Annotated in this window: 27 protein-coding genes; 9 read left to right on the forward strand and 18 right to left on the reverse strand. The window is 53.1% G+C overall.

Annotated features, from left to right (window positions below; genetic code table 11):
* Nucleotides 1-37 precede the first annotated feature (37 nt).
* The 9 genes from rlmC to nfsA form a co-directional block, all read right to left on the reverse strand.
* On the reverse strand, nucleotides 38-1165 hold the full coding sequence (gene rlmC / locus AAIG26_RS12685; RefSeq protein ID WP_097406898.1) for a 23S rRNA (uracil(747)-C(5))-methyltransferase RlmC: 1128 nt from the start codon (nucleotides 1163-1165) through the stop codon (nucleotides 38-40).
* A gap of 41 nt (nucleotides 1166-1206) precedes the next feature.
* A complete protein-coding gene (locus AAIG26_RS12690) occupies nucleotides 1207-1677 on the reverse strand; it encodes a YbjO family protein (RefSeq protein ID WP_020457194.1) in 471 nt (156 codons plus the stop codon).
* Between the two features lie 73 nt (nucleotides 1678-1750).
* Entirely contained in the window at nucleotides 1751-2596 is an 846-nt protein-coding gene (gene potI, locus AAIG26_RS12695) for a putrescine ABC transporter permease PotI (protein ID WP_017456138.1), read from the reverse strand.
* Nucleotides 2593-3546 carry a putrescine ABC transporter permease PotH gene (gene potH, locus AAIG26_RS12700; RefSeq protein WP_020457192.1) on the reverse strand — a complete coding sequence of 318 codons (954 nt, stop codon included), beginning with the start codon at nucleotides 3544-3546 and terminating at the stop codon, nucleotides 2593-2595. The genes potI and potH overlap by 4 nt, the downstream gene beginning before the upstream one ends.
* A gap of 9 nt (nucleotides 3547-3555) precedes the next feature.
* Nucleotides 3556-4689: a putrescine ABC transporter ATP-binding subunit PotG gene (gene potG, locus AAIG26_RS12705; protein ID WP_045506612.1), complete on the reverse strand. Its 1134-nt coding sequence runs from the start codon at nucleotides 4687-4689 to the stop codon at nucleotides 3556-3558.
* A 140-nt stretch (nucleotides 4690-4829) separates the two neighbouring features.
* A complete protein-coding gene (potF, locus tag AAIG26_RS12710) occupies nucleotides 4830-5942 on the reverse strand; it encodes a spermidine/putrescine ABC transporter substrate-binding protein PotF (protein WP_020457190.1) in 1113 nt (370 codons plus the stop codon).
* A gap of 349 nt (nucleotides 5943-6291) precedes the next feature.
* Nucleotides 6292-6771 carry a YbjN domain-containing protein gene (locus AAIG26_RS12715; protein WP_020457189.1) on the reverse strand — a complete coding sequence of 160 codons (480 nt, stop codon included), beginning with the start codon at nucleotides 6769-6771 and terminating at the stop codon, nucleotides 6292-6294.
* An 85-nt stretch (nucleotides 6772-6856) separates the two neighbouring features.
* The gene (rimK, locus tag AAIG26_RS12720; protein WP_020457188.1) at nucleotides 6857-7759 is read right to left on the reverse strand and encodes a 30S ribosomal protein S6--L-glutamate ligase; all 903 of its coding nucleotides are present in this window, start codon (nucleotides 7757-7759) and stop codon (nucleotides 6857-6859) included.
* Nucleotides 7760-7831: 72 nt separating this feature from the next.
* The gene (nfsA, locus tag AAIG26_RS12725) at nucleotides 7832-8554 is read right to left on the reverse strand and encodes an oxygen-insensitive NADPH nitroreductase (protein ID WP_020457187.1); all 723 of its coding nucleotides are present in this window, start codon (nucleotides 8552-8554) and stop codon (nucleotides 7832-7834) included.
* Nucleotides 8555-8728: 174 nt separating this feature from the next.
* On the opposite strand from nfsA, the gene AAIG26_RS12730 reads away from it, so the two are divergent.
* Nucleotides 8729-8992 (forward strand): GrxA family glutaredoxin, encoded by a 264-nt coding sequence (locus tag AAIG26_RS12730; protein WP_017456131.1) that lies wholly within the window; start codon nucleotides 8729-8731, stop codon nucleotides 8990-8992.
* A 30-nt stretch (nucleotides 8993-9022) separates the two neighbouring features.
* Here the strand turns inward: AAIG26_RS12730 and ybjM are convergent, their stop codons facing one another.
* The gene (ybjM, locus tag AAIG26_RS12735; RefSeq protein ID WP_045506610.1) at nucleotides 9023-9388 is read right to left on the reverse strand and encodes an inner membrane protein YbjM; all 366 of its coding nucleotides are present in this window, start codon (nucleotides 9386-9388) and stop codon (nucleotides 9023-9025) included.
* Between the two features lie 281 nt (nucleotides 9389-9669).
* Here ybjM and AAIG26_RS12740 point away from each other — a divergent pair, with 281 nt between their 5' ends.
* Nucleotides 9670-11355, forward strand: a complete 1686-nt coding sequence (locus AAIG26_RS12740; protein ID WP_020457185.1) for an aspartate:alanine antiporter — start codon at nucleotides 9670-9672, stop codon at nucleotides 11353-11355.
* A 285-nt stretch (nucleotides 11356-11640) separates the two neighbouring features.
* The gene (locus AAIG26_RS12745) at nucleotides 11641-12303 is read left to right on the forward strand and encodes a hypothetical protein (RefSeq protein ID WP_343179979.1); all 663 of its coding nucleotides are present in this window, start codon (nucleotides 11641-11643) and stop codon (nucleotides 12301-12303) included.
* Here AAIG26_RS12745 and AAIG26_RS12750 read toward each other — a convergent pair.
* Nucleotides 12300-12863 (reverse strand): hypothetical protein, encoded by a 564-nt coding sequence (locus tag AAIG26_RS12750; RefSeq protein WP_020457183.1) that lies wholly within the window; start codon nucleotides 12861-12863, stop codon nucleotides 12300-12302. The two genes, AAIG26_RS12745 and AAIG26_RS12750, sit on opposite strands and share 4 nt — an antisense overlap.
* Before the next feature lie 27 nt (nucleotides 12864-12890).
* Between AAIG26_RS12750 and AAIG26_RS12755 the strand changes: the two genes are divergently transcribed.
* Entirely contained in the window at nucleotides 12891-13109 is a 219-nt protein-coding gene (locus tag AAIG26_RS12755; RefSeq protein ID WP_097406894.1) for a hypothetical protein, read from the forward strand.
* Nucleotides 13110-13120: 11 nt separating this feature from the next.
* On the forward strand, nucleotides 13121-13867 hold the full coding sequence (locus AAIG26_RS12760) for a 2-phosphosulfolactate phosphatase (RefSeq protein ID WP_343179981.1): 747 nt from the start codon (nucleotides 13121-13123) through the stop codon (nucleotides 13865-13867).
* On the opposite strand, the gene AAIG26_RS12765 is transcribed toward AAIG26_RS12760, so the two are convergent.
* Nucleotides 13838-14380, reverse strand: coding sequence for a TetR family transcriptional regulator (locus tag AAIG26_RS12765; RefSeq protein WP_343179983.1), 543 nt, complete (start codon nucleotides 14378-14380; stop codon nucleotides 13838-13840). The genes AAIG26_RS12760 and AAIG26_RS12765 overlap by 30 nt on opposite strands.
* An 80-nt stretch (nucleotides 14381-14460) precedes the next feature.
* Here AAIG26_RS12765 and AAIG26_RS12770 point away from each other — a divergent pair, with 80 nt between their 5' ends.
* Nucleotides 14461-15663, forward strand: coding sequence for an MFS transporter (locus tag AAIG26_RS12770; protein ID WP_044489599.1), 1203 nt, complete (start codon nucleotides 14461-14463; stop codon nucleotides 15661-15663).
* A 31-nt stretch (nucleotides 15664-15694) separates the two neighbouring features.
* Here AAIG26_RS12770 and AAIG26_RS12775 read toward each other — a convergent pair whose 3' ends face one another.
* Nucleotides 15695-16927: an MFS transporter gene (locus AAIG26_RS12775; protein WP_020457178.1), complete on the reverse strand. Its 1233-nt coding sequence runs from the start codon at nucleotides 16925-16927 to the stop codon at nucleotides 15695-15697.
* Nucleotides 16928-17201: 274 nt separating this feature from the next.
* Here AAIG26_RS12775 and ybjG point away from each other — a divergent pair, with 274 nt between their 5' ends.
* Both ybjG and deoR read left to right on the forward strand, forming a co-directional pair.
* Nucleotides 17202-17810: an undecaprenyl-diphosphate phosphatase gene (ybjG, locus tag AAIG26_RS12780; RefSeq protein ID WP_017456076.1), complete on the forward strand. Its 609-nt coding sequence runs from the start codon at nucleotides 17202-17204 to the stop codon at nucleotides 17808-17810.
* Nucleotides 17811-17875: 65 nt separating this feature from the next.
* On the forward strand, nucleotides 17876-18634 hold the full coding sequence (gene deoR / locus AAIG26_RS12785) for a DNA-binding transcriptional repressor DeoR (RefSeq protein ID WP_343179985.1): 759 nt from the start codon (nucleotides 17876-17878) through the stop codon (nucleotides 18632-18634).
* 31 nt (nucleotides 18635-18665) lie between these two features.
* Here the strand turns inward: deoR and dacC are convergent, their stop codons facing one another.
* Nucleotides 18666-19868, reverse strand: a complete 1203-nt coding sequence (gene dacC, locus AAIG26_RS12790) for a serine-type D-Ala-D-Ala carboxypeptidase (protein ID WP_020457176.1) — start codon at nucleotides 19866-19868, stop codon at nucleotides 18666-18668.
* A gap of 336 nt (nucleotides 19869-20204) precedes the next feature.
* Between dacC and AAIG26_RS12795 the strand changes: the two genes are divergently transcribed.
* Nucleotides 20205-20834, forward strand: coding sequence for a glutathione S-transferase family protein (locus tag AAIG26_RS12795; RefSeq protein WP_313626660.1), 630 nt, complete (start codon nucleotides 20205-20207; stop codon nucleotides 20832-20834).
* 116 nt (nucleotides 20835-20950) lie between these two features.
* Here AAIG26_RS12795 and AAIG26_RS12800 read toward each other — a convergent pair whose 3' ends face one another.
* The 4 genes from AAIG26_RS12800 to AAIG26_RS12815 all read right to left on the reverse strand — a co-directional run bounded on the left by AAIG26_RS12800 (nucleotide 20951) and on the right by AAIG26_RS12815 (nucleotide 22925).
* Nucleotides 20951-21412 (reverse strand): hypothetical protein, encoded by a 462-nt coding sequence (locus AAIG26_RS12800; RefSeq protein ID WP_343179986.1) that lies wholly within the window; start codon nucleotides 21410-21412, stop codon nucleotides 20951-20953.
* Nucleotides 21413-21464: 52 nt separating this feature from the next.
* Complete coding sequence (locus tag AAIG26_RS12805) at nucleotides 21465-21818, reverse strand: hypothetical protein (RefSeq protein WP_020457173.1); 354 nt, start codon at nucleotides 21816-21818, stop codon at nucleotides 21465-21467.
* 215 nt (nucleotides 21819-22033) lie between these two features.
* Nucleotides 22034-22348, reverse strand: a complete 315-nt coding sequence (locus AAIG26_RS12810; RefSeq protein ID WP_343179987.1) for a hypothetical protein — start codon at nucleotides 22346-22348, stop codon at nucleotides 22034-22036.
* A gap of 7 nt (nucleotides 22349-22355) precedes the next feature.
* Nucleotides 22356-22925 (reverse strand): LysR family transcriptional regulator, encoded by a 570-nt coding sequence (locus tag AAIG26_RS12815; protein ID WP_343179988.1) that lies wholly within the window; start codon nucleotides 22923-22925, stop codon nucleotides 22356-22358.
* Between the last annotated feature and the right edge of the window lie 482 nt (nucleotides 22926-23407).

Raw genomic sequence — 23407 nt, forward strand, 5'->3', positions numbered from 1 at the left:
CTAAGTTCTTAAAAAATGTTTCCGCGTTGCGCTGGGATCAGCGTTTAACCAACAGCGTCAACACCTCGTAATGCGCGGTATGCGGGAACATATCGAACAGTTGAACGCGCTCAATGCGATAACCCGGCAGCAGGCGAATATCTTTCGCCATCGAACTGGCGTTACAGCTGGAGTAGATGATGTACGGCGGTGCCATACGGCTTAAATAGTCGCACAGCGCCGCGCCAATCCCGCGCCGGGGCGGGTTAACCAGCACCAGCTCAGGAATATCAAGCGAAGCGGTAGCAAACTGGGTGGAATCCAGCGCCTGGAAATGCAGATTTTGTAAGCCAAGCGCTTGTGCCGATTGCGTGGCGCAGGCAATCGCTTCCGGGGCGATTTCAATACCGGTCAGGCGCATCTCCGGCGTTGCGCAGTGCAGACCAAAACCGCCGACGCCGCAAAACAGATCCCACATATGGTTAACCGGCAGCGCCCGAACCCAGTTGCGGGCGGTCGCGTACAACGCGCTGGCAACGGTCGGGTTGGTCTGGAAAAAACTCTGCGGGCGGATCCATAGCGGCACGCCGTTAAAGTTTTCCGCCAGCGCCTGCTGCCCGGTGAGAAAAATCTCTGTCTCACCTTCCATGATCGCCATATGTACCGGCTGGATATTGGCGGAAATCACTTTCAGTTGCGGTAATTGTGCTTGTAACTCAGGCAACGCCGCGCGCAACTGGGCGAGTTTCGCCTCCGAGCGCAGCACAAAGCGCAGCATCATGCCGCCATCCTGCTGGCTTTCAGTCAGCAGCAGGTATTTCAGCTCACCGCGTTTACGCGCCACGTTGTAAGGCGTTAACCCGGCGCGGGCAATAAACGGTTTGAGCGCAGCAAAAACCGGAGCGAAAGTCTGCGGATAGAGCGGGCAGTCGGTGAGATCTTCCGGCGTCCCGTCACGATGCAGCATCCCAAACAGCGGTTTTTCTACGCTGCCGCTGACCACCATTTTGGCTTTATTACGAAACCCCTGCTCCGGGCCACTCACTGGCGAACACCACTCGGCAACAGGCAAGCCGTCCAGCAGCGTGTGGAGATCGTCCATTTTCGCGGTAAGTTGCTGTGAGATCGGTTGTGCTATCCATTGACAGGAACGACAACGACCAGCATCGAAGAGAGCGCACTGCATAGTAAAGCCTTTCATTTTGCGGGGCCGGGATTGTACCACCGTTATTGCAGGCGGAAAAAGCGCCGGCTGGGCGCGGGAACAAACAGCAGGAATAACACCAGCAGATCGGGGAGTTTTTGCATCACTAACGCCTGGAAAATCTCCCGCCGGGAACCACCCGCAATACTGAACAGTTCCGGATAGCCATACCCGAGCGAAGCGGCCCATAAATAACCGGTCGCCACCATCTGCGTGGCGAGGTAAAGCCAGCGCGCCCAACGACGCCCTTTCACCACCGAGAAAGCACAGAGAATTTCGACAAACACTAAAAACAGGCTGCCAAGGAAAACCAGCGTCAGGCTCCAGGTCTGCGCGCTGCGCTGCACAAAATCGAGCAGGCCGCGCCAACCCAGCAAATTCAGTATCATCAATACATCCACACAGCGAATCATAATAATGGCGATGGCCGCCACCTGCACCAGCGCTGGCACATTCAATTTCGCGTGATGAGCGGTTTTCTTGAAGAACCCCAATCCGATGATTTCCCTGTGAAAAATGCCGCGACAAGCGCGGCATCAGCAACACAATTTCACGATTCTAATAAGTTCAGCCTTGTCTTGCACGCTGGATATCACGGATCCGCTGTTTTTCCGCCCGCGCCATTAAATACCAGGCGATAAAACCAACAATCCCGACCACGCCAAGGATAAGTGTCGCCAGCGCGTTGATTTCCGGGTTCACCCCCATGCGCACGCTGGAGAAGACCAGCATCGGCAATGTCGTCGCTCCCGGCCCCGAAACAAAACTGGCGATCACCAGGTCATCCAGCGACAGGGTAAAGGCTAAAAGCCAGCCGGAAACAATCGCCGGCATGATCATTGGCAGCGTGATAACGAAGAACACTTTTAGCGGTGTCGCACCAAGATCCATCGCCGCCTCTTCAATGGAGCGGTCCAGTTCGCGCAGACGCGAGGAGATAACCACGGCAACATAAGCGGTACAGAAGGTCACATGGGCCAGCCAGATAGTGAGCATCCCGCGGTCGGCGGGCCAGCCAATCGCATGGCCGAGCGCCACAAACAGCAGCAGCAGCGACAAGCCGGTGATCACATCCGGCATCACCAGCGGTGCCGTTATCATAAAGGCGAAACCGTTTGAGCCACGAAAGCGGCCAAAACGCACCATCACCACCGCCGCGATAGTCCCCAGCACCGCCGCCATTGTCGCCGCACAAGCGGCGATGGTCAGGCTTAACCCCACCGCGCTCATCATGGCGTCGTCGTGAAACAGCTCGCCATACCAGCGCGTCGACCAGCCCGCCCACACGGTCACTAGTCTTGAGCTGTTAAAGGAGTAGATCACCAGCATCAGCATTGGCGCGTACAGGAACGTAAAACCGAGCACGAGGATTAAAATGCGCCACGGAGAGCGCACTACCGGTAAGTTGTTCATGCGTGGTCCTCCCCTTGTTTCTGCTGATGTTTGTGGAACCACATGATCGGCACAATCAGCAACAGCAGCATAATCACCGCCACCGCCGATGCCACCGGCCAGTCTCGGTTATTAAAGAACTCCTGCCACAACACACGACCGATCATAATGCTGTCCGGGCCACCGAGCAGTTCCGGGATGACAAACTCGCCAACTGCCGGAATGAACACCAGCATCGATCCGGCAATAATCCCGCCTTTGGTCAACGGCACAATCACGCTGAAAAAGGTTTTCAGCGGGCGCGCCCCAAGATCCAGTGAGGCTTCCACCAGTGAATAATCGATACGCGTCAGCGCGGTATAAATCGGCAACACCATAAACGGCAAATAGGCATAAACAATCCCGATATATACCGCGAGGTTGGTATGCAGGATCGTCAACGGCTGATCGATAACCCCCAGCCACATCAGGAAGTTATTCAACACGCCGTTATTTTTCAGGATCCCCATCCACGCATACACACGGATGAGAAACGACGTCCACGACGGTAAAATCACCAGCAGCAGCAGAATATTGCGCGTCGACGGTTTGCTGTGCGCCACAGCCCAGGCCAGCGGATACCCCAGCAGCAGACAACAAAGCGTTGAGATCGCCGCCACCTGTAACGACTGCAGATAGGCTTCAAAATAGAGCGGGTCGTCGGTAAGTTGCAGGAAGTTGCCGATATTCAGTGTGACCGTCAGTTGGCTGTCCGCCCACTCGATAAGATCGGTATACGGCGGGATCTGCCGCGCCATCTCTGCAAGGCTGATTTTGAATACAATCAAAAACGGCAGCAGAAACAGCAAAGTCAGCCAAATATAGGGCAGCGCAATAACCAGTTTGCGCCCGTGACGCATCTGCATGCGCCCCAGCCATAAAGTGAAACCGCCCGGTTTTTCGACGCGGGACGGTGGCTCCAGTGTACTCATCGCCGCTCCTTAAACCGTCAGAACCACACAACTATCGGCATCCCAGCAGAGGCGAACTTCATCGCCCCAGGTTGGCGCGCCTTTACGGTAGCGATGCGCGTTCTGCAACTGGGCGCTGATCATCTGCCCGCTTTGCAAACGCACGTGATAAATAGAGAGGTCGCCAAGGTAGGCGATATGCACCACTTCCCCGACGGCAAAATTATAGCCGTCGGCCGGTGGATCTTCGCAGAGCATGATCTTTTCCGGGCGCAGCGCCACGAACACCGGCACGTTATCCACCACCGACGCATCGGCGTCCACTTTCAGCGGATGCACCAGCCCCGGGGAGTCGATCACCAGACCATCTTCCTGACGCTCTTTCAGCAGCCCTTCGAACACATTCACCGAACCGATAAACTCGGCGCTGTAACGCGTGGTCGGGTGCTCGTAGATCTCTTCCGGTTCGCCGATTTGCACAAACTTACCGCGGTTCATAATGGCGATACGCCCGGCCATGGTCATCGCCTCTTCCTGGTCGTGGGTCACCATGACGCAGGTCACGCCAACGCGCTCAAGAATATCCACCACTTCGAGCTGCATCCGGTCGCGCAGCTTTTTATCGAGCGCGCCCATCGGTTCATCCAGCAGCAGCAGTTTCGGCCGTTTCGCCAGGCTGCGCGCCAGCGCCACGCGTTGGCGCTGACCGCCGGAAAGCTGATGCGGCTTACGTTTGGCGTACTCGCTCATGTGCACCAGGTGCAACATTTCGGCCACGCGGCTGGCGATTTCCGCTTTCGGCAACTTGTCCTGTTTAAGGCCAAAAGCAATGTTCTGTTCCACGGTCATATGCGGAAAGAGCGCGTAGGACTGGAACATCATATTGATCGGGCGCAAATAGGGCGGCACATGCGCCAGGTCTACGCCATCAAGCATGATTTGCCCGTGGGTAGGCAGCTCAAAACCGGCGAGCATGCGCAGCAATGTTGATTTGCCGCAGCCGGACGCACCAAGCAGGGCAAAAATTTCACCTTTATAAATCGTCAGACTGACATCATCAACGGCGTGCTGACCATCAAAGGATTTGGTCAGATTGCGAATTTCCAGCAGCGGCGTCAGATCCTTGCGGCTCTTCGCCTGTGGGCGGGGGATAGCGTCATTCACTCAAGTGCTCTCCGGCAAAAACATCAACCCGTTTCAACGAGTTGTCGTACAAATGACTGGACAGAGGCGCATCACCTCTGTCCATTTTTGGGGCAGGCGCACCGCCACGGTGCAGCCTTATCACCTGTCAGGTGATTGAATTATTTGCCGCTTTTAACTTTAGTCCACGCGCGGGTTCTTACGCGGTCGATTTTCGGATCCTGGACTTTCAGCGTAAAGAGTTTGGCGAAAACATCCGGCGGCGGGAAGATAGCCGGGTTATCACGCACTTCTGCGCTGATCAGCGGAACCGAGGCTTTGTTACCGTTGGCGTAGAACACATGATCGCTGATATGGGCAATCACATCCGGGCGCATCAGGTAGTTGAGGAACTGATAGGCTTCGTCTTTGTTTTTGGCATCAGCCGGCATCGCGAAGACATCGAAGAACGCCAGCGCGCCCTCTTTCGGAATGGTGTAAGTGATATTTACGCCATTCTTCGCTTCTTTCGCGCGGTTTGCCGCCTGCCACACATCACCCGCCCAGCCAATAGCCACGCAGATGTCGCCATTTGCCAGGTCATTAATGTACTGAGAAGAGTGGAAGTAACGAATGTTCGGACGCAGTTTTAACAGCAGGTCGGTTGCGGCAACGCTGTAATCATCCGCTTTGCTGCTGTTCGGATCTTTGCCGAGGTAATTAAGCACGGTGGCAAAAATCTCTTCCGGCGCATCAAGGAATGAGACGCCGCAGCTTTTCAGTTTTTCCAGATTTTCCGGCTTCAGCACCAGATCCCAGCTGTTTACCGGCGCGTCTTTGCCGAGCGCGGCTTTCACTTTGTCAATGTTATAGCCAATACCGGTGGTGGCCCACAGGTACGGAATAGCGTATTTGTTGTCAGGGTCGTGTTTGGCGACCATTTTTAGCACGTCTGGATCGAGGTTTTTCCAGTTCGGCAGTTTGCTCTTATCCAGCGGCTGGAATACCCCGGCGGCCAACTGGCGCTCAAGGAAACTCGCGGACGGCACCACCAGGTCGAAGCCGGTGCTGCCCGCCATCAGTTTGCCTTCCAGCACTTCGTTGGAGTCAAACACGTCATAAATGACTTTGATGCCCGTCTCTTTTTCAAAATTCGCGACGGTGTCCGGCGCAATATAATCAGACCAGTTATAAACATGCAGTGTCTTTTGCTCGGCTGCGAGCGTGCTGGCAGAGACAGCCATCAACGCACCCGCGACAAGACCTGATACCCATTTTTTGCTCAAGGCGGTCATATCTCATTCCTTCTGGAAAGTCCGTTAACATACGAACTAAATGTACGCATCATAAGATATGCAAGAATCATGCATATTTTGTCACTCTGCACAGCCCCGGAGAAGAAAACGCTTCCGGCTGACACCGCATGCTGTTTTAAGCATCGCAAGAATAACTGTAGCCAGGGTTTGAGGCTATAGGTCAGATTAAAAAACGCCTTTTATCAATTTTTTATGCAGGATACGTCTATGTGATAAGCCGTTACGCGAGGAATAGCGGTGAAAAATTCTTTAAGGAAAGGTTAATAGCAGAATAAAAATATTTATTATGCAGCCGCCGTGGCAGCGACTGCGTTAATGCTGCACAGAGTCAGTGGAGAAAATTGTGCGACTCTTCACCTGCCACCATCTCTTCTTCGCCTGGCGTGAACAGCAGTTGATGTGCATTGGCTTCCATAATGACCATTGAAATCTGCTCTTCGCTCTGGCGCATAAACCAGGCGAACTGTTCAAACGTAATGGCAGGCCCGACGCATAAAGACTGGCAAACCACCAGCTTCGGCAGATTATCATCCTGAAGGTCGAGGAATGCTTTCACGGTCAAAGAACTGGCATTAATGGCGGAGAGATCGGCGGCCAGCGCCAGCAGTGCCGACGGTTTGACTTCCGCCATGGCGGTAAACAGCACAACGTCATTAACAAGGTCGACTTTTGCATCAAACACGCCATCAAAATTTTGCATGTGCGGCAGGTGCAGCGCCTGGCAGTTATCGCACTCAAAAAAGTTAATGCCCAGTTCATCCAGCCAGTGACGCAGCGTGTCCAGACCCGGAACGACGAGTGAATCCATAAAGCAGTGCTCTCTTAGCGAAAAAATTGGCCATAGCTTACGCAAAAAGGCCAGAACGTACCATTCATTGCGCGGGAAAATCGCCTCAGCCGCCGGTTTTAAGGCAAAAACCCGGCGTTGCCTGGCGTTCGATCCACTGGATCATGCGGCCCGCAATATCGATGCCGGTGGTTTTTTCGATGCCTTCCAGCCCGGGCGATGCGTTAACTTCCATCACCAGCGGGCCACGTTCGGCGCGCAGGATGTCGACGCCAGCCACATCCAGACCCAGCGTTTGCGCAGCAGCCAGCGCAATTTCACGCTCACGCTCGGTGATATGTGCCACCAGCGCCTTGCCGCCGCGATGCAAATTAGAGCGAAAATCCCCCTCTTTCGCCCGGCGTTCAATGGCGGCGACCACATCATTGCCGACGACCAGACAGCGAATATCGGTTCCCTTCGCTTCGGCAATAAACTCCTGCACCAGGATATGCGCATTCAGACCGCGAAAAGCGTCAATTACGCTTTCCGCTGCCTGGCGGGTTTCCGCCAGCACCACGCCGATGCCCTGCGTCCCTTCCACCAGCTTCACCACCAGCGGCGCGCCGCCGACCATATCAATTAAATCGCTGGTATCGTCTGGTGAATGGGCAATGCCGGTTACCGGCAGATCAATCCCCTGGCGCGCCAGTAACTGCAACGAACGCAGCTTGTCTCTGGCGCGGGTGATCGCCACCGACTCATTGAGCGGATAACTGCCAAGAATTTCAAACTGACGCAGCGCGGCGGTGCCGTAGAAGGTGATGGCCGAGCCGATACGCGGGATCACCGCATCGAAATGCGGCAGCTGGCGGCCTTTGTAATGAATGGACGAGGCCGCCGGGCTGATATTCATATAACAGGAAAGCGGATCGAGGATCTCGACCAGATGACCGCGCTGCATCGCCGCTTCGCGCAGGCGTTTACACGAATAGAGCGTTCCATCCCGGGACAATATGGCAATTTTCACCCTGCACCTCTCTAAAAAGACCTGTCAAAGCAGGCGTATAATACACGCAGCGACGTGCAGGATGAACGGGAATTAGCGTGTCGCCCATCCCTGTTTATGCAAATAGTCGAGAATAAACGGGCGGCTCTCTTTAATGATGGTGCGGCGGATATGATCGCTCCATGTGTCACGCCGCGTATTGCTGTCGCGCGTCATATAGTAGTGGGCGATCTCCTCGTCATATTGCGCCAGCACATCTTTATCCAGCGGCTGATAGCGGTTTTCATGCACCACCAGTTGCGCAGGCAGACGCGGTTTCTTATCCGGCGTGTCGGCAGGCCAGCCAAGGCACAGGCCAAACAGCGGTAGCACATGTTTTGGCACCTGCAATAACTCACCTACGGCTTCAATGCTGTTACGAATTCCACCGATATAAACGCCACCCAGCCCGAGCGATTCTGCCGCAGTGAAAGCGTTTTGCGCCATCAGCGCGGTATCGACTACGCCGAGCAGCAACTGCTCCGCCAGCCCAGGATTCGCCTCTGGGCAAATCTGGAAATTACGATGGAAATCAGCGCAGAACACCCAAAATTCCGCCGCCTGCGCCACATGTTGTTGCCCGCCGGTGAGCGTCACCAGTTGCTGGCGTAGCGCAGGATCGGTGATGCGAATTATCGAGCTGCATTGTAAAAAGCTGGAGCTGGATGTCGCCTGCGCGCTGGCGATAATCGCCTCGCGCTGCGCCTGGGTAATCGGTTGATCGGTGAAATGGCGAATGGAGCGATGGGCGCACAGCAATTCAATAGTTGGTGTCATGAATAATCCCCCAAATAAACAAGACCCTCAGTATAGGCGAAGCCTGCATCCTCGTTGTATCCGCAATTTGCGCTGAAAGGTTGCAAAGATTAAAGCAACAGGCATAACCTGCTTTTCATTACGCGCAGTTATGGTCATGATAACCGGCAATTACCTTCAGATTTGGGAGAGAGTATGTTTGCTGTAATTTTTGGCCGCCCAGGCTGCCCATACTGTGTACGCGCAAAAGAACTGGCAGAAAAACTGACCGCCGAGCGTGATGATTTCAACTATCGCTACGTCGATATCCACGCGGAAGGCATCACCAAAGCCGACCTGGAAAAAACCGTCGGGAAACCGGTTGAAACTGTGCCGCAGATTTTCCTCGACCAGAAACACATTGGCGGCTGCACCGATTTCGAGGCCTATGCCAAAGAACATTTCGGCCTGTTTGCCTGAGCCGAGCAACGCCCTCTTTCTGAGGGCGTTTTATTTCTTGCAGCGCAGAATTTTGCGCACAAAAAGATAGAATAACCCGCCCATTCCGCACCAGAAAATCGCGCTGAACAACCAGGCAATAACCTGCCAGTTCGACTGCGAAGAGGCTAAATGCAGGTAAATCAGCACATAGCAAAATGGAGCCGCCAGCACGGCGCCGAAAAGCGGCACGATCGCTTTGCGTCGGCGAGCAATCAGCCCACCGACAATACCGGGAAGCGTGAAAAGCAGTAAGCCTAATTCTGGATTACCGGACACGGGTAGCGCGCCGTTCATATTTATGACCAGCAACAAACACACCGCAATAAAAAGTAATGCGCAGCAAATAACGCCGACCCGACTTCGCCTGTTCTTCAAACACGCCTCCTGACTTTTTCTCTATCGCACTAACAACTCGTTCAAAAGAATGTCCGGACAGATAAAGCGTTGCGGCAATCCGTGCCAGAAAAGCACCCACGTAAATACGCGATTCTCACTAGCCGTTGTAATCTAATACGATTAAACTAGCGGCCTGTTTTTGTTTTGTGAGGAGTGTCTGGTGTTGCACCGCTTTTTTCGTACGCCAGCGCATGAGCAAAACACTAGCTCAAATAACCATTTCTTTCAACAGCTTACAAGTAAACAAGAAGTTAGCCTCCGTGAATATAAACGTCGCAGATTTGTTAAACGGGAATTACATACTGTTATTGTTTGTCGTTCTGGCACTCGGACTTTGTCTCGGTAAATTACGACTGGGTTCTGTTCAACTCGGTAATTCCATTGGCGTTTTAGTGGTTTCATTATTATTAGGCCAGCAGCATTTCAGCATTAACACGGATGCACTTAATCTTGGCTTTATGCTGTTTATTTTTTGCGTTGGTGTTGAAGCCGGACCAAACTTTTTCTCTATTTTTTTTCGCGACGGTAAGAATTACCTCATGCTGGCGCTGGTATTAGTGGGCAGCGCGCTGTTGATCGCTTTAGGCCTTGGCAAACTGTTCGGCTGGGATATTGGCCTGACGGCAGGCATGCTGGCCGGTTCGATGACCTCGACACCAGTTCTGGTGGGGGCGGGTGACACGCTGCGTCATTCCGGTATGGAAAATGGACAACTCTCCAGTGCGCTGGATAACCTGAGCCTCGGTTATGCCCTGACCTATCTGATTGGTCTGGTGAGCCTGATTTTCGGCGCACGCTATTTGCCGAAATTGCAGCACCAGGATTTACAGACCAGCGCCCAGCAGATCGCCCGCGAACGCGGTCTGGACACGGATGCGCACCGTAAAGTGTATCTGCCGGTGATCCGCGCCTACCGCGTGGGGCCGGAGCTGGTGGCATGGGCCGATGGTAAGAACCTGCGCGAGCTGGGGATCTACCGCCAGACAGGATGTTATATCGAGCGCATTCGCCGCAATGGCATTCTCGCCAGCCCCGACGGTGATGCCGTGCTACAAATGGGCGACGAAATTTCGCTGGTCGGTTACCCGGATGCGCACGCGCGCCTTGACCCGAGCTTTCGCAACGGCAAGGAGGTGTTCGACCGCGATCTGCTCGACATGCGTATCGTCACCGAAGAAGTGGTGGTCAAAAACCATAACGTGGTCGGTCGTCGCCTCGCGCAGTTAAAGCTGACCGATCACGGCTGCTTCCTCAACCGCGTGATCCGCAGCCAGATTGAGATGCCGATTGACGACAATATCGTGCTCAACAAGGGCGATGTTTTGCAGGTCAGCGGTGACGCGCGCCGCGTGAAAACCATTGCCGACCGCATCGGCTTTATCTCTATTCACAGCCAGGTCACCGACCTGCTCGCCTTCTGCGCGTTTTTTATTGTCGGCCTGATGATCGGTATGATCACCTTCCAGTTTAGCTCTTTCAGCTTCGGCGTGGGTAACGCCGCCGGCCTTCTGTTCGCCGGGATCATGCTCGGCTTCCTGCGTGCCAACCACCCGACGTTCGGCTATATCCCGCAGGGCGCGCTGATGATGGTAAAAGAGTTTGGCCTGATGGTATTTATGGCGGGCGTGGGCTTAAGCGCCGGTAGCGGCATCGGCAACGGTCTTGGCGCGGTGGGCGGCCAGATGCTGATCGCCGGGCTTATTGTCAGCCTGGTACCGGTGCTAATTTGTTTTCTGTTTGGCGCGTATGTGCTGAAAATGAACCGTGCTCTGCTGTTCGGCGCGATGATGGGGGCGCGCACCTGCGCTCCGGCAATGGAGATCATCAGCGATACAGCGCGCAGCAATATCCCGGCGCTGGGCTATGCGGGCACCTACGCCATCGCCAACGTTCTGCTGACGCTTGCGGGGACATTAATCATCATTATCTGGCCTGGTCTCGGATAAGTCTGAAGCTGAGAAATATTTCAGTTATGCGCAGAACTTTTTTATGGGGCGTCAGTCATAACTAGTGCCACTGCTTTTCTTTGATGTCCCCATTTTGTGGAGCCCATCAACCCCGCCGCTTAGGTTCAAGGTTGATGGGTTTTTTGTTGCCTTTTTCCCATTACCCTTCCTCGATTTGAACCGATAAGAAGCCTGTGTTTCGCCTTCCCTCTGCCGCTGGCGAAGCAACAAAGATTTGGTAATATCGATGCCGAAAACAGCATAACTTGATATAACGGGACGACGATGAAAGCGGAAGAAAACATACTTGAAAGTTGGTTAAAAAAATCATTATACCGCGATGTTTTTTATAAAATCGGTATGTGGTGCATTATCTCCATTATCTCGTTTTATATCGCAGGAAAAACAGCGAATTTTGATATTGCAAATTATCTGCTTAGTTTTCTGGATAAAAGTATGCCGCAAATTAATTACGGCTGGATGGTGTTATGTATTATTATCCCGATCTCATTTTTCATGAAAGATATGGAAGCAATGAAACCCGACACATGGGGAATGGACACCCTGCGAGGCAGGTTTGGCGCTGCCCTGCGCAAAGTGACCAGCGACCTGCTGCTGTGGTCCAGCGGGATTTCTACCGCATTACTGACAACATCATTAATTGCACTGGCGATTCTCTTTTACAGAGAACCTCAAGTGACCTATAAAAGCCTTGCGCAAATCGCATTTGTATTAATGGTATTATTCATTTTCTTATTTGCCAATATATGGTGTTATTTCATATTAAAACGCAACAACGCTGTGCTCTTTTCTATTATGAATAGTCAGCGTGGAATAAAGTTAGGACATCTTGTTATTATTCTGTTGTGTTTGTACGCTGCGCATAAAATATCTGTCGATATCGACAAAAAAGCAACAACGGAACAATCGCAGCCCAAAACCTCTTAAAACGCCAGACGAAACCATATTGCCCACAGCACATAAACACCCCCCGCTAAAAAGCAAAGCCCGTAGGCCCATACAATCCCCGCTTCGCGGCGCAGGTAGAACTTAAGCGGGTTGCGGTGCAGATTCGCGGCGTTATAGGTTTTATGAAAATGCGTCATCTGTTGTGCACCTTTGCTGATAAGCGCAAAGAAAAAACTCACCGTTATGATCATCGCAAACGCCATATAACATTTTAAAAACAGCCTGAGACCGGTAAGCACCCACGGACCGGAGTCTCTGCTAACACCCGCAACGCCGTGCTTTTTCAGCATAATGGCAGCACCGCTCAACATCAGATGCACAAGCAAAAAAAGGGCAAAATGTTTCGCATTGGTGGCAAAGGTATTTTTTAAAGTGATACCAAAGATCCAGGCGAGAAACGCTGCCACGGATATTAGCCACATTACAGTGTCTAAAAACATTTTATTCCTTTTCAATGGGTTGTTTGAATTACCTATTTTTGCATTAATACTAAAGCAATCGCCAGCGCCGTGTTTTTCATTGTGCTCTTTTTTAACCATTACCTGACACCGTTAGGAGCCCCCCTGATGCTGATTTACAACGTTTTTGGCCGTTATATTGGGGTAAAACGCGTGGCGGATGGCTGGCACGTGTTCCGCGTGGACAGAAACGAAGGCAAGCATTCGCGCCTTTATAACATCATCGTTCCGAGTGAATTAAGCGAAGCGGAGATCCCCGGCTGGTTGGGGGATATTTTCCATGAGGCCGCAACGGAACAACATCCTGATGTTTTTCGCGTGGAATAAAGGAGCAGAAAATGTGTGCACAGTGGTACAGCCAAAGCCCGTTCGATGTGCGTCTGGAGTGGGGTTTAACTGCAGCGGAGCAGCTGGCGCAGGAAGCTGATTGCGTGGTGATTGTCGACGTGATGTCGTTCTCCACGTGCGTTAGCATCGCCACTGATAACCAGGCGCTGATTTACCCGTGGCCATGGAAAGATGCGAGCGCCCAGCGCTACGCACAGGAAAACCATGCCGACGTCGCCAGTTTTGACCGCACCTTTGCCGGTGGGAATTACACACTCTCGCCCGCCTCGTTGCTGCATATTCCCGCCGGACACCGGCTGGTGCTCCCCTCACCTAACGGTTCCACGCTTTCGTTTAAAGCACGCGATTGCGGCGCAGCGGTGTTTAGCGGCTGTTTTCGCAACCGACTGGCGACCGCGAAAGCTTGTGCAGGTTTTGAGCGCATTTTGCTGATCCCGGCTGGGGAACGCTGGCCGGATGGTAGCCTGCGCCCGGCGCTGGAGGATTATCTGGCGGCGGGTGCCATTATTGCCGCACTTGGCAAGCGTAAACTCTCGCCTGAAGCGCAAGCGGCAAAGGCCGCATTTCAGGGCGGTGACTTCAGTGCTCTTCATTACTGCGCATCCGCCAGTGAACTCCACGCCCGGGGTTTTTCAGCGGACGTAGAACTGTGTCTGGCGCTTGACGCAAGCCATCGCGCCTGTGCATTAATCGACAACGCGTACCGCTCACTGCCCGGCGAGACGCCCAATCATTAAGCGAATAGCTTCGCGGCTCAGCGGCTCGCGATCGACCACAAAATGCAGCGTCATCCCTTCGATAAAGGCATCCAGCGCACGTGCCGTCACCGGTTCGAACCAGTGCTCCAGCATGGTCTGGCTGGTGCGCATCCAGTCTTGCATCACACTTTTCAGCGTGGGCTGGCGGCTCATAAACGCATACAGCTGGTACATCAGTTCCATATTGCGCGCGGTGGTCACCTGGGCGCTGTAAATCAGCTCGGTTAGCGCCTCACAGGCTTTTGCCTGACTGTCAACGCCGTCGAAAAAAGCGGCATATTGCGCCGACATCTGCCGGGTAAACAGACTGAAAGCCTCAGCTAATAACGCATCGATACCGGAAAAATAATAGGTCATTGAGCCCAGCGGCACATCCGCACAGCTGGCGATTTTACGGTGCGTCACCGCCTGAATCCCGTGTGCGGCGATGGTATCCAGCGTCGCTTGCAGAATGCGGTCACGCCGCTGCGGGTCGTTGGGTCTTCGGGCCATAGATCCTCTCACTCATTTATGTACAAATGTACACTTGCTTGCTAGTGTTGTCTTATCTTTTCCCTCTTTGCCGTGACGTTATGACTGGAAATGCTTCGCGAAAAGCCCTGCAACATCGCTTGTGGGCGCTATTTACCTTCTTTTTTATACCGGGGCTATTAATGGCCTCGTGGGCTACACGAACGCCCGCAATCCGCGATATTTTATCGGTTTCCACCGCTGAAATGGGCGTGGTGCTGTTTGGCCTGTCGGTCGGTTCGATGAGCGGCATTCTCTCCTCCGGTTGGCTGGTAAAGCGCTTTGGCGCGCGGAAAGTGATCCGCGCCAGCATGTCGTTCAGCGTCATCGGCATGGTGGTGCTGAGTATCGCATTGTGGCTGGCGTCTCCACTGTTATTTGCCGTTGGTCTGGCTCTTTTCGGCGGCAGCCTGGGTGCGGGCGAAGTGGCAATGAATATCGAAGGCGCGGAAGTCGAGCGCGAAATGGGCAAAACCGTGCTGCCAATGATGCACGGTTTTTACAGCTTCGGCACGCTGGTCGGCGCAGGCATTGGTATGAGCGTTACCGCTGTTGGCCTGGCGGCCAACTGGCACATTCTGGCGGCGGCACTGGTGGCGATTGTTCCCATCATGCTGGCGATTTCCGCCATTCCGCCTGGCACCGGCAAAGACTCCGCCGAGGAGAAAGCGCGCGCGAAAAAAGGGCAGCCGTTCTGGCGTGATACCCAACTGTTGCTGATTGGCGTGGTCGTGCTCGCAATGGCATTTGCCGAAGGTTCCGCCAACGACTGGCTGCCGCTATTGATGGTGGACGGGCACGGCTTTAGCCCGACGTCCGGCTCGCTGATCTACACCGGTTTTACTCTTGGAATGACCGTCGGGCGATTTATCGGTGGCTGGTTTATTGACCGTTACAGCCGCGTCACAGTGGTGCGCGCCAGCGCGTTGATGGGTGCGCTGGGCATCGGGCTGATTATCTTTGTTGATAGTGCATGGGTGGCGGGCTTCTCGGTGATTTTGTGGGGGCTTGGTGCCTCGCTCGGTTTCCCGCTGACCATTTCCGCCGCCAGCGATACCGGCCCGGACGCGGCAACCCGCGTCAGCGTGGTCGCCACCACCGGGTACCTGGCGTTTCTCGTTGGCCCGCCGCTGCTCGGTTTTCTCGGCGAGCACTACGGCCTGCGTAGCGCCATGCTGGTGGTGATGGGGCTGGTGCTGATTGCCGCCGTGGTTGCCCGCGCGGTCGCCAAACCGGCTCCGGAAACACAGGCTGAAACCTGCTGATTACGCGGCGGCGCTGTTAATGCGCGCCGCCCTATCCTTCCAGCGAATTCCCCACTCGTTTATCACGCAGAAATACCACCATCAAGCCCAGCCACAGTACGCCATTAGCCAGGTTGAAGAGGCTGAACAAGCCATTGCCGCCGCTCAGCCAGGCGTGTTTACTGATTTCGATACCGACGGTAAAGATAAACATCTGCAACATGCCCATTGCCGCCGAAACGGTGCCTTTACTCATGTCGCTGGCAAACAGGGTCAGACGCACCAGCCCGGCATTCGCCAGCCCGATACCAAAGGCGTAAAGGCTCAGCCCGGCGGTCATCCACAAATAGGCATGCGAAGAGGCAACTGTCGCAACAGCCGCCAGCAGCAACCCGGCCGCGATAGGCCAGCCGCCCATAATGATCAACGCGCGCACAGTGCGCCGTGAAGTCAGTCGCGCCAGTACCAGGTTACCGATAATCAGAGCGCCAAAAATCGGCACCTGCAACAAGCCGTATTCATAGCTACTCAGTTGCTCGCCGCTGATGATGATAATCGGCGACTGGGCAATCCACGCCAGCAAAGGCAGGCTGACAAAACCTGTCGCCAGCGCCCCGGCGACAAAACGCAGGTTCTTCATCACTTCGACATAGTCGCGCCACAAGGCTTTAAAGGAGAGCTTTTCACCCAGCCGCGTGGCGGTCTCCGGCATTGCCCGTTGCAGGCCAACAAAGGAGAAAGCCGCCAGCAACGCGAAGAGGACAAACATTCCCTGCCACGGCGCGGCATGCACCCACGCAGCGCCCACCAGCGGACCGAGCAGCGGCGCTATCAGCGCCACGTTTGCCATCAGCGCGGTGATTTTTATGCACACCGCTTCTTCGAAGGATTCCTGGATCGCCGCGTAACCTACCGCGCCAATAAAGCACAGGCTAATGCCCTGCAAAAAGCGCAGTAACGTGAATTGCTCAATGTCCTGCGCCAGCAGTGTTGCCAGGCAAGTAACGATAAACCACACCACGCCGGTCAGCATCACCGGGCGGCGGCCAATGCGATCCGACAGCGGCCCCAGCAGCCACTGCAAAAACATGCCGCCCGCGAGGTAAGCGGTCATTGACGTTGGAACCCACTCAATGCCGGCGTTGTACTGCTCCACCACGGCCAGCATGCCGGGCTGGATCATATCGTTGGCGATATAGGTGGAGAATTCGTAAAGCACCAGGCAGAGGGGAAACAGTAGCGCCCGTCGTCCCAGACGTTGGCCCGTTAAGGAATGGTTTTGCATGCAATCTCTTCATCTATGAAAAATCGCGCAGAGTGTAATCAAAGCCGCTTTGCAGCGATAGGAAATTTTCAGTCACACAATAAATAAAGCACATTTCAGTTCGTTTAAGGTTCACTTAAGTGCACCGCCGTATTATACGCCTTCCGTGCTTTACTCCAGGAATCGTCTAACTCTCAGATGAGTAAGACAAAACCGCTTTACCGTTAATCATGCCGCTTTTAAGGTGGGCACTTTCGCGTCAATTTTGCTTATTTCATCAAAGAGTAACAAACGTATGTTAGAGAGCCTGAATTACACCCTGTTTTACTGGATTAACGCCACGCCAGACTCTCCGCGCTGGCTGATTGCGTTTGCCGATTTTGCCGCCAGCGATTTGATTAGCATCGTGCCGCTGTTAGCCGTTGGCCTCTGGTTATGGGGTCCACGCGAGCAGGTCAACGCGCAGCGCCAGCTGGTAATTAAAGTCACGCTGGCGATGCTGGTCAGTCTCTGTTGTTCGGCGTTGCTGGGACATTTTTTCCCCCACGATCGCCCCTTTGCCGATCGCGTGGGTTACAACTTCCTGCACCATGCACCGGACAGTTCTTTCCCGAGCGATCACGGCACGGTGATCTTCACCTTTGCGGTCGCTTTCCTTGCCTGGCACCGTTTGTGGTCGGGCGCGCTGTTGATGGTCATCGGTCTGACCATCGCCTGGTCACGCGTTTATCTTGGCGTGCACTGGCCGCTGGATATGCTCGGCGCGCTGCTGGTTGGCATCGGCGGCTGTTTGTCCGCGCAAATCCTCTGGCAAGGCTTTGGCCCGGCGCTCTACCACAGTGTGCAACAACTCTATCGAGCCTGTTTCGCCATGCTGATTCGCCGCGGCTGGGTACGTGACTAAGCCCTGAGGCAAAGGTAATATGAACGCCCTGCTCAATGCAGGGCTTTCTTTTATTCAGGGGAATTATGGAAACAAGACGCGACGAACGGATAGGCCAGCTGCTGGCGGCGCTCAAGCGCAGCGATAAACTGCACCTGAAAGAGGCGGCGACGCTGCTTGGCGTATCTGAAATGACCATTCGCCGCGATCTCAGCGCCAACAGCGCGCCGGTCGTGCTGCTGGGCGGTTACATCGTCCTGGAGCCGCGCTCCGCCAGCCATTATCTGTTAAGCGACCAAAAAAATCGTCTGGTAGAAGAGAAGCGCCACGCGGCAAAACTTGCCGCCGGGCTACTTAAAGCGCATCAGATGGCCTTTTTCGATTGCGGCACCACCACGCCGTGGATCATTGAAGCCATTTCGGACGATCTGCCCTTCATCGGCGTCTGTTACTCACTGAACACCTTTCTGGCATTACAGGAAAAACCGCAGTGTCGCGCCATTCTCAGCGGCGGTGAGTTCCACGCCAGCAACGCCATTTTCAAACCGTTGAACTTCAACGAAACGCTGAACAATCTGCGCCCGGATATCGCCTTTTATTCGGCGGCGGGGGTGCATGCGCAGCAGGGCGCGACCTGTTTTAATCTGGAAGAGTTGCCGGTAAAACACTGGGCGATGGCCTGCGCGCAATACCACGTTCTGGTGGTGGATCACAGCAAGTTCGGCAAAGTGCGTTCGGCCTGCATGGGGCCATTAAGCCGCTTTGATGTACTGGTCAGCGACTGTCGCCCCGACGAGGCGCTGGAGAACGAAGCAAAAAAACACCAGCTGACGTTGCTCTATTGACCGTGCCCGGCTGGGCACGGTCGAGGTTGTATCAGGAGAACCAGCCGCCAAACCACTGATGCAATTTCAGCAACACAAAATCCCACATCCGGCCAATGAAACCGGCCTCTTCCACCGCTTCCATCACCACCAGCGGACGTTGCTCAATGGTTTTACCGTTCAACTGAAAATCGATGGTGCCCACCACCTGGCCTTTAGCCAGCGGTGCCTGCAGTTCCGGCTGCGTTAAGGTGTAGCTGGCTTTCAGGTTATTTAATTGCCCCTTAGGAATGGTGATAGAGCCTGTATCGCCCGCGCCAAGTTTCGCTTCGCTCTCATCGCCAAACCACACGCGCTGGCTGACAAACGTCGCGTCAGGCTTGATAGGCGTAACCGTGTCGAAGAAACGGAAACCCCAGGTGAGCAATTTTTCTGACTCATTAAAACGGATGCGGTCGGTTTTCGCGCCCAGCACCACAGAAATCAGGCGCATATCACCTTGTGTCGCCGAGGCCACCAGGTTGTAACCCGCGCCATCGGTGGTGCCGGTTTTCATGCCATCCACGTTCATGCTGGTGCTCCACAGCAACCGGTTACGGTTCGGCTGGCGGATCTTATTGAAGGTGAACTCTTTTTCTTTGTGAATGGCGTACTCATCCGGCACATCACGAATCAGTGCTTTGCCGAGCAGCGCCATATCACGCGCGGTGCTGAACTGCCCTGGCGCATCCAGGCCATGTACCGTTTTAAAGGTGGTATTGGTCAGGCCGAGTTTTTGCGCGTAGCTGTTCATCAGGCTGACGAATGAGTCCTGACTTCCCGCCACAAAATCTGCGATGGCGATACTGGCATCGTTGCCGGACTGGATAATCACGCCTTTGTTGAGATCGGCCACGGAAACCTGATCGCCGGGTTTCAGGAACATCAGCGAAGAGCCACGCAGCGCCGGGTTGCCGGTCGCCCAGGCGTCTTTGCCGACGGTCACTGTATCAGTGAGATGAATTTTTCCGGCCTTCAGCGCCTGGCCAACTACATAGCTGGTCATCAGCTTCGTGAGGCTGGCAGGATCAAGCTTCTCGTCAGCGTTGCCTTCTGCCAGCACCTTACCGCTGGCGTAATCCATCAGGATCCACGCCCTCGCATCGACGGTAGGCGCACCCGGCGTTTGTTCCACCGCGTACAACGAAGGGGAGAAAAGCATCAACAGCGCAGAGCCCGCAACCAGGCTGCGAAGGGATAAAGAGAAATGCGTCATAGGGGCCACCCGAGTATCCATTCAAAAACGTCACAACACCGTGCCGCAACAAACGGTGAGTAATAGCGCACAAACGAAACGAAAAAAACCGTCACTGGGTAAAGTTTTTAAAGTTTACGCAATAACAGCGTGTTGCGCTCCGTTTGTGCTGAATATTTATCCCCTGAATCATTCGTGTTGCACCTCGCGCGTTGAGCCGTGCTTGCGCTGGCGTCGAAGGAACGACGCTTACGAAGAAACCGGTAACAAAACCCGCACATCTGCAACTTGAAGAATGTCGGAGATTGGCACACGATGAATGTCACACCGACACTCATTCACACCACTGAGGTAAAAATGATAACGCTATGGGGCAGAAATAACTCTACTAACGTCAAAAAAGTTCGCTGGCTGCTGGAAGAGCTGGAATTACCGTACCAGCATATTCTGGCGGGCAGAGAGTTCGGCGTGAACCATGAGCCTGAGTATCTGGCGATGAACCCGAATGGTCTGGTGCCGCTGCTACGGGACGATGAAACCAACGTGGTGCTTTGGGAGTCCAACACCATCGTGCGTTACCTGGCGGCGCAGTACGGTCAGGGCCGTTTGTGGGTCGACTCCCCTGCTGAGCGTGCGCAAGGGGAAAAGTGGATGGACTGGGCGCTGAGCACCCTTTCGCCAAAACATGGCCCACTGCTGCAGGGGCTGGTGCGCACCGCGCCGGAACAGCGCGACAACGCCGCGATTGAAGCCAACAAAAAAGCGCTGGATGGGCTGTTCGCGATGCTCGACGATGTACTGGCAAAACAGCCCTGGCTCTCAGGGGAAGCGTTTGGCTGCGGCGACATCGCCGTCGGCCCGTTTATCTATAACCTTTACAATATCAACGGGTTAAGTTGGGCACCGCACGCCAACCTGCAACGCTGGTATGTGCAATTGTGCGAACGTCCCGGCTTCAAAAACGCGGTAATGATCCCGGTGACCTGAACCTGTTTTTAACCGGTGGCGCTGACGTTATCGCCTGCTGTTGACAGCAAACGCGCCGGCGCCATCCGGTACACCCACGCGGCATCTATAAAGTCTGGCAGCCAGCAGCAAAGACGTTACTCCTCTTCGCCCTCGCCATCCGCAAACAGTGGATCGTCTTCTAAGGGAACCAGGCTACTTTCATCCCATTCGATCTCATCCGTTGCGTAGTCAATATGATCCACTTCGCAGCACTCTTCCAGCAGCGCTTCGGCCTCATCAAGAAGCTCGATTGCATCCTGATAAAAGGCCATCACGTCAGGTTCGGCCACTTCATCATTATTTATCGCGTCGAGTTTATGGATAGCAAAATCGATATTTTGCAGAGTCTCCTGCAAAAGCGTCACCTCTTCGCCAAACTCCATACCCGAAATCACCGCAGCATGATCATCACTCAGCGCATCATCCCGCTGAGTAAAAGCGTAACCGGCTAAGCCAGATTGTCTGGCGACCGACAGAAATGATTGCGATCTTTTCTTTAAAAAACTTGCCCGTTCTAACGACAGCCCCAACTGCTCAGTGGCGACATTATCCATCATACCCATCTCGTAAAGTGATATAAGATTTCCGCTACAGCTAAATCATTAATTTTCACATGGCTTGCATGCGGTACTGAACCGAAACACGCCGCAGCAATACCGGGACGGTTTCTATATATTGAAAGCAGGTGCTAATGGCGTGACTCATTTCTCTGGGGGAGCTGGAGTGTAAATAATCATCCAGTGTTATCAACGCACATTCATAGGTAAATAAAAAATCGGTCAACTCTGGCGGATATGGCTGCAGCGTCAGTTCAACGCGAAGTTCATTATACAGCGCCATCAATTTTTTCAGCGCAAAACAGGCGTCCGTTCTTTTATTTTCAAAAGCATGTTCATTCAATGCAGGTTTGATAATGGCAAGTAGCGAACGATGAACGTTGGTATATTTTGGATTAAGAAACATGAATCACCTCTGACATCATTAAATTTGCCAGCGTCTACACCCGGCGTTTTCATTAACAATTAAGTGCAATAAAACGGACTAATCCCAAATTACAGACACAGTAATAGGGCTGAGAGACAAACACTTTTCAAAAAAAGAATGTTTGTATCTCAACATATGTTCATAGCCAGCGATCATGAGGCTGTGGTTACTGCGTAATTAAGACAATAAAGCCATTACAGCGTATTCAGCCTTGCGTTAATTCTGCCGCCAACGTCGCTGCCAAAACTATAATATTTTTCTTTCATAATATCGCCTTCACGCACCATCATGAAAACCCGACGGGATAAATTATTATTTTTGATATTAATATATTTTATACTGTTGTGATCGTTACCGAGCGTTGAAAGTTTTGGAAAAAACGAGACATTATCCGAATTTTTTACCATATATCGGATAGTTTCCAGATCGTTTGAAATACTCCGTGCATGGTTGAGGATCTCTTCGCTGCCAGGTTCAAGATTGAGATGTTCTGGCATCGATTTGGTCATAATAAGTTTATGTTTTTTTCAACTCGCTGAGATCAATCACTTCTTGTTTCGACAGCGGATGGCTGTTGTTTACGCCCAGCACAAATTGCTCTTCATAGAGCTGAGCCTCGAGGAAGTTATCGTTAGCAATCGGCCCTATCAGCAGCCCCAACTGTAATTGCCCTTTGCCTAACATACTCAGCAAATTATCTTCACTGACTTCATGGAGCTTGATCTCATTATCCGGAAATTTTTCTTTGAAGGCGCTGAACAGGTCTTCATATATATACGACCCAAGCGTCGGGGTTACACCAATATTGATAACGCCAACCGGTTGGAAACGTAGCCGCTGCGCTAACTCATGCAGGTTATGCACCTCTCGAAGAATATTTTCGATCAGTGGCAACAAATGCAAGCCGATCGGCGACAGGCTAAACCCTTTGCCTTTGCGGTGCAGCAATGGAATGCCTAATTCCTCTTCCAGTTTTTTGATTTGAATGCTCAGGGTGGGTTGAGAAACATCGCACTCCTCAGCCGCCTTTTGAAAATTCATATGTTTTATCAACGCGACGAAGTATTCCAAATCTTGCGTTCTCATAACGTCAACTCTCCCGTGTGCAGACAAAAAACACAGAAACACCACACAATATAAGCCTTTTATGTTTCAGCCAGGGCAGCAAACACGACCGGGACTGATGCGTGATTTTTCGTGCTAAATTTAATTTAAGTGCCATCTCCGGCACAACTATTCAGTTATTTGTTATATAAACAACGCAATATTCTTTCTAATCAGTAATCGAAATTCTGGCGCAAAACTTTAATTGTTAATTCATATCATCAACCGCTTAATGGGATGCAACGATGCAATAATGTTATAATTTGCTTTTAGTACCCACATTATGGGCAACATTTAACCTTTCAGGACAAATAACGTTGAAGACAACCACCTGATTAAATATGAGCCTAGCAGCATCCTGGCGTCAGGAAAAGCGAATTTACCTGCATTAAAGTTACAAAAAATATTCTTTCCAACAAACAACTCAACAATACTTAATTGTAGTTTAGCAATACTAAACTAGC

The sequence above is a fragment of the Kosakonia sp. PSU_27 genome, assembly GCF_039409795.1.
GTDB lineage: Bacteria > Pseudomonadota > Gammaproteobacteria > Enterobacterales > Enterobacteriaceae > Kosakonia.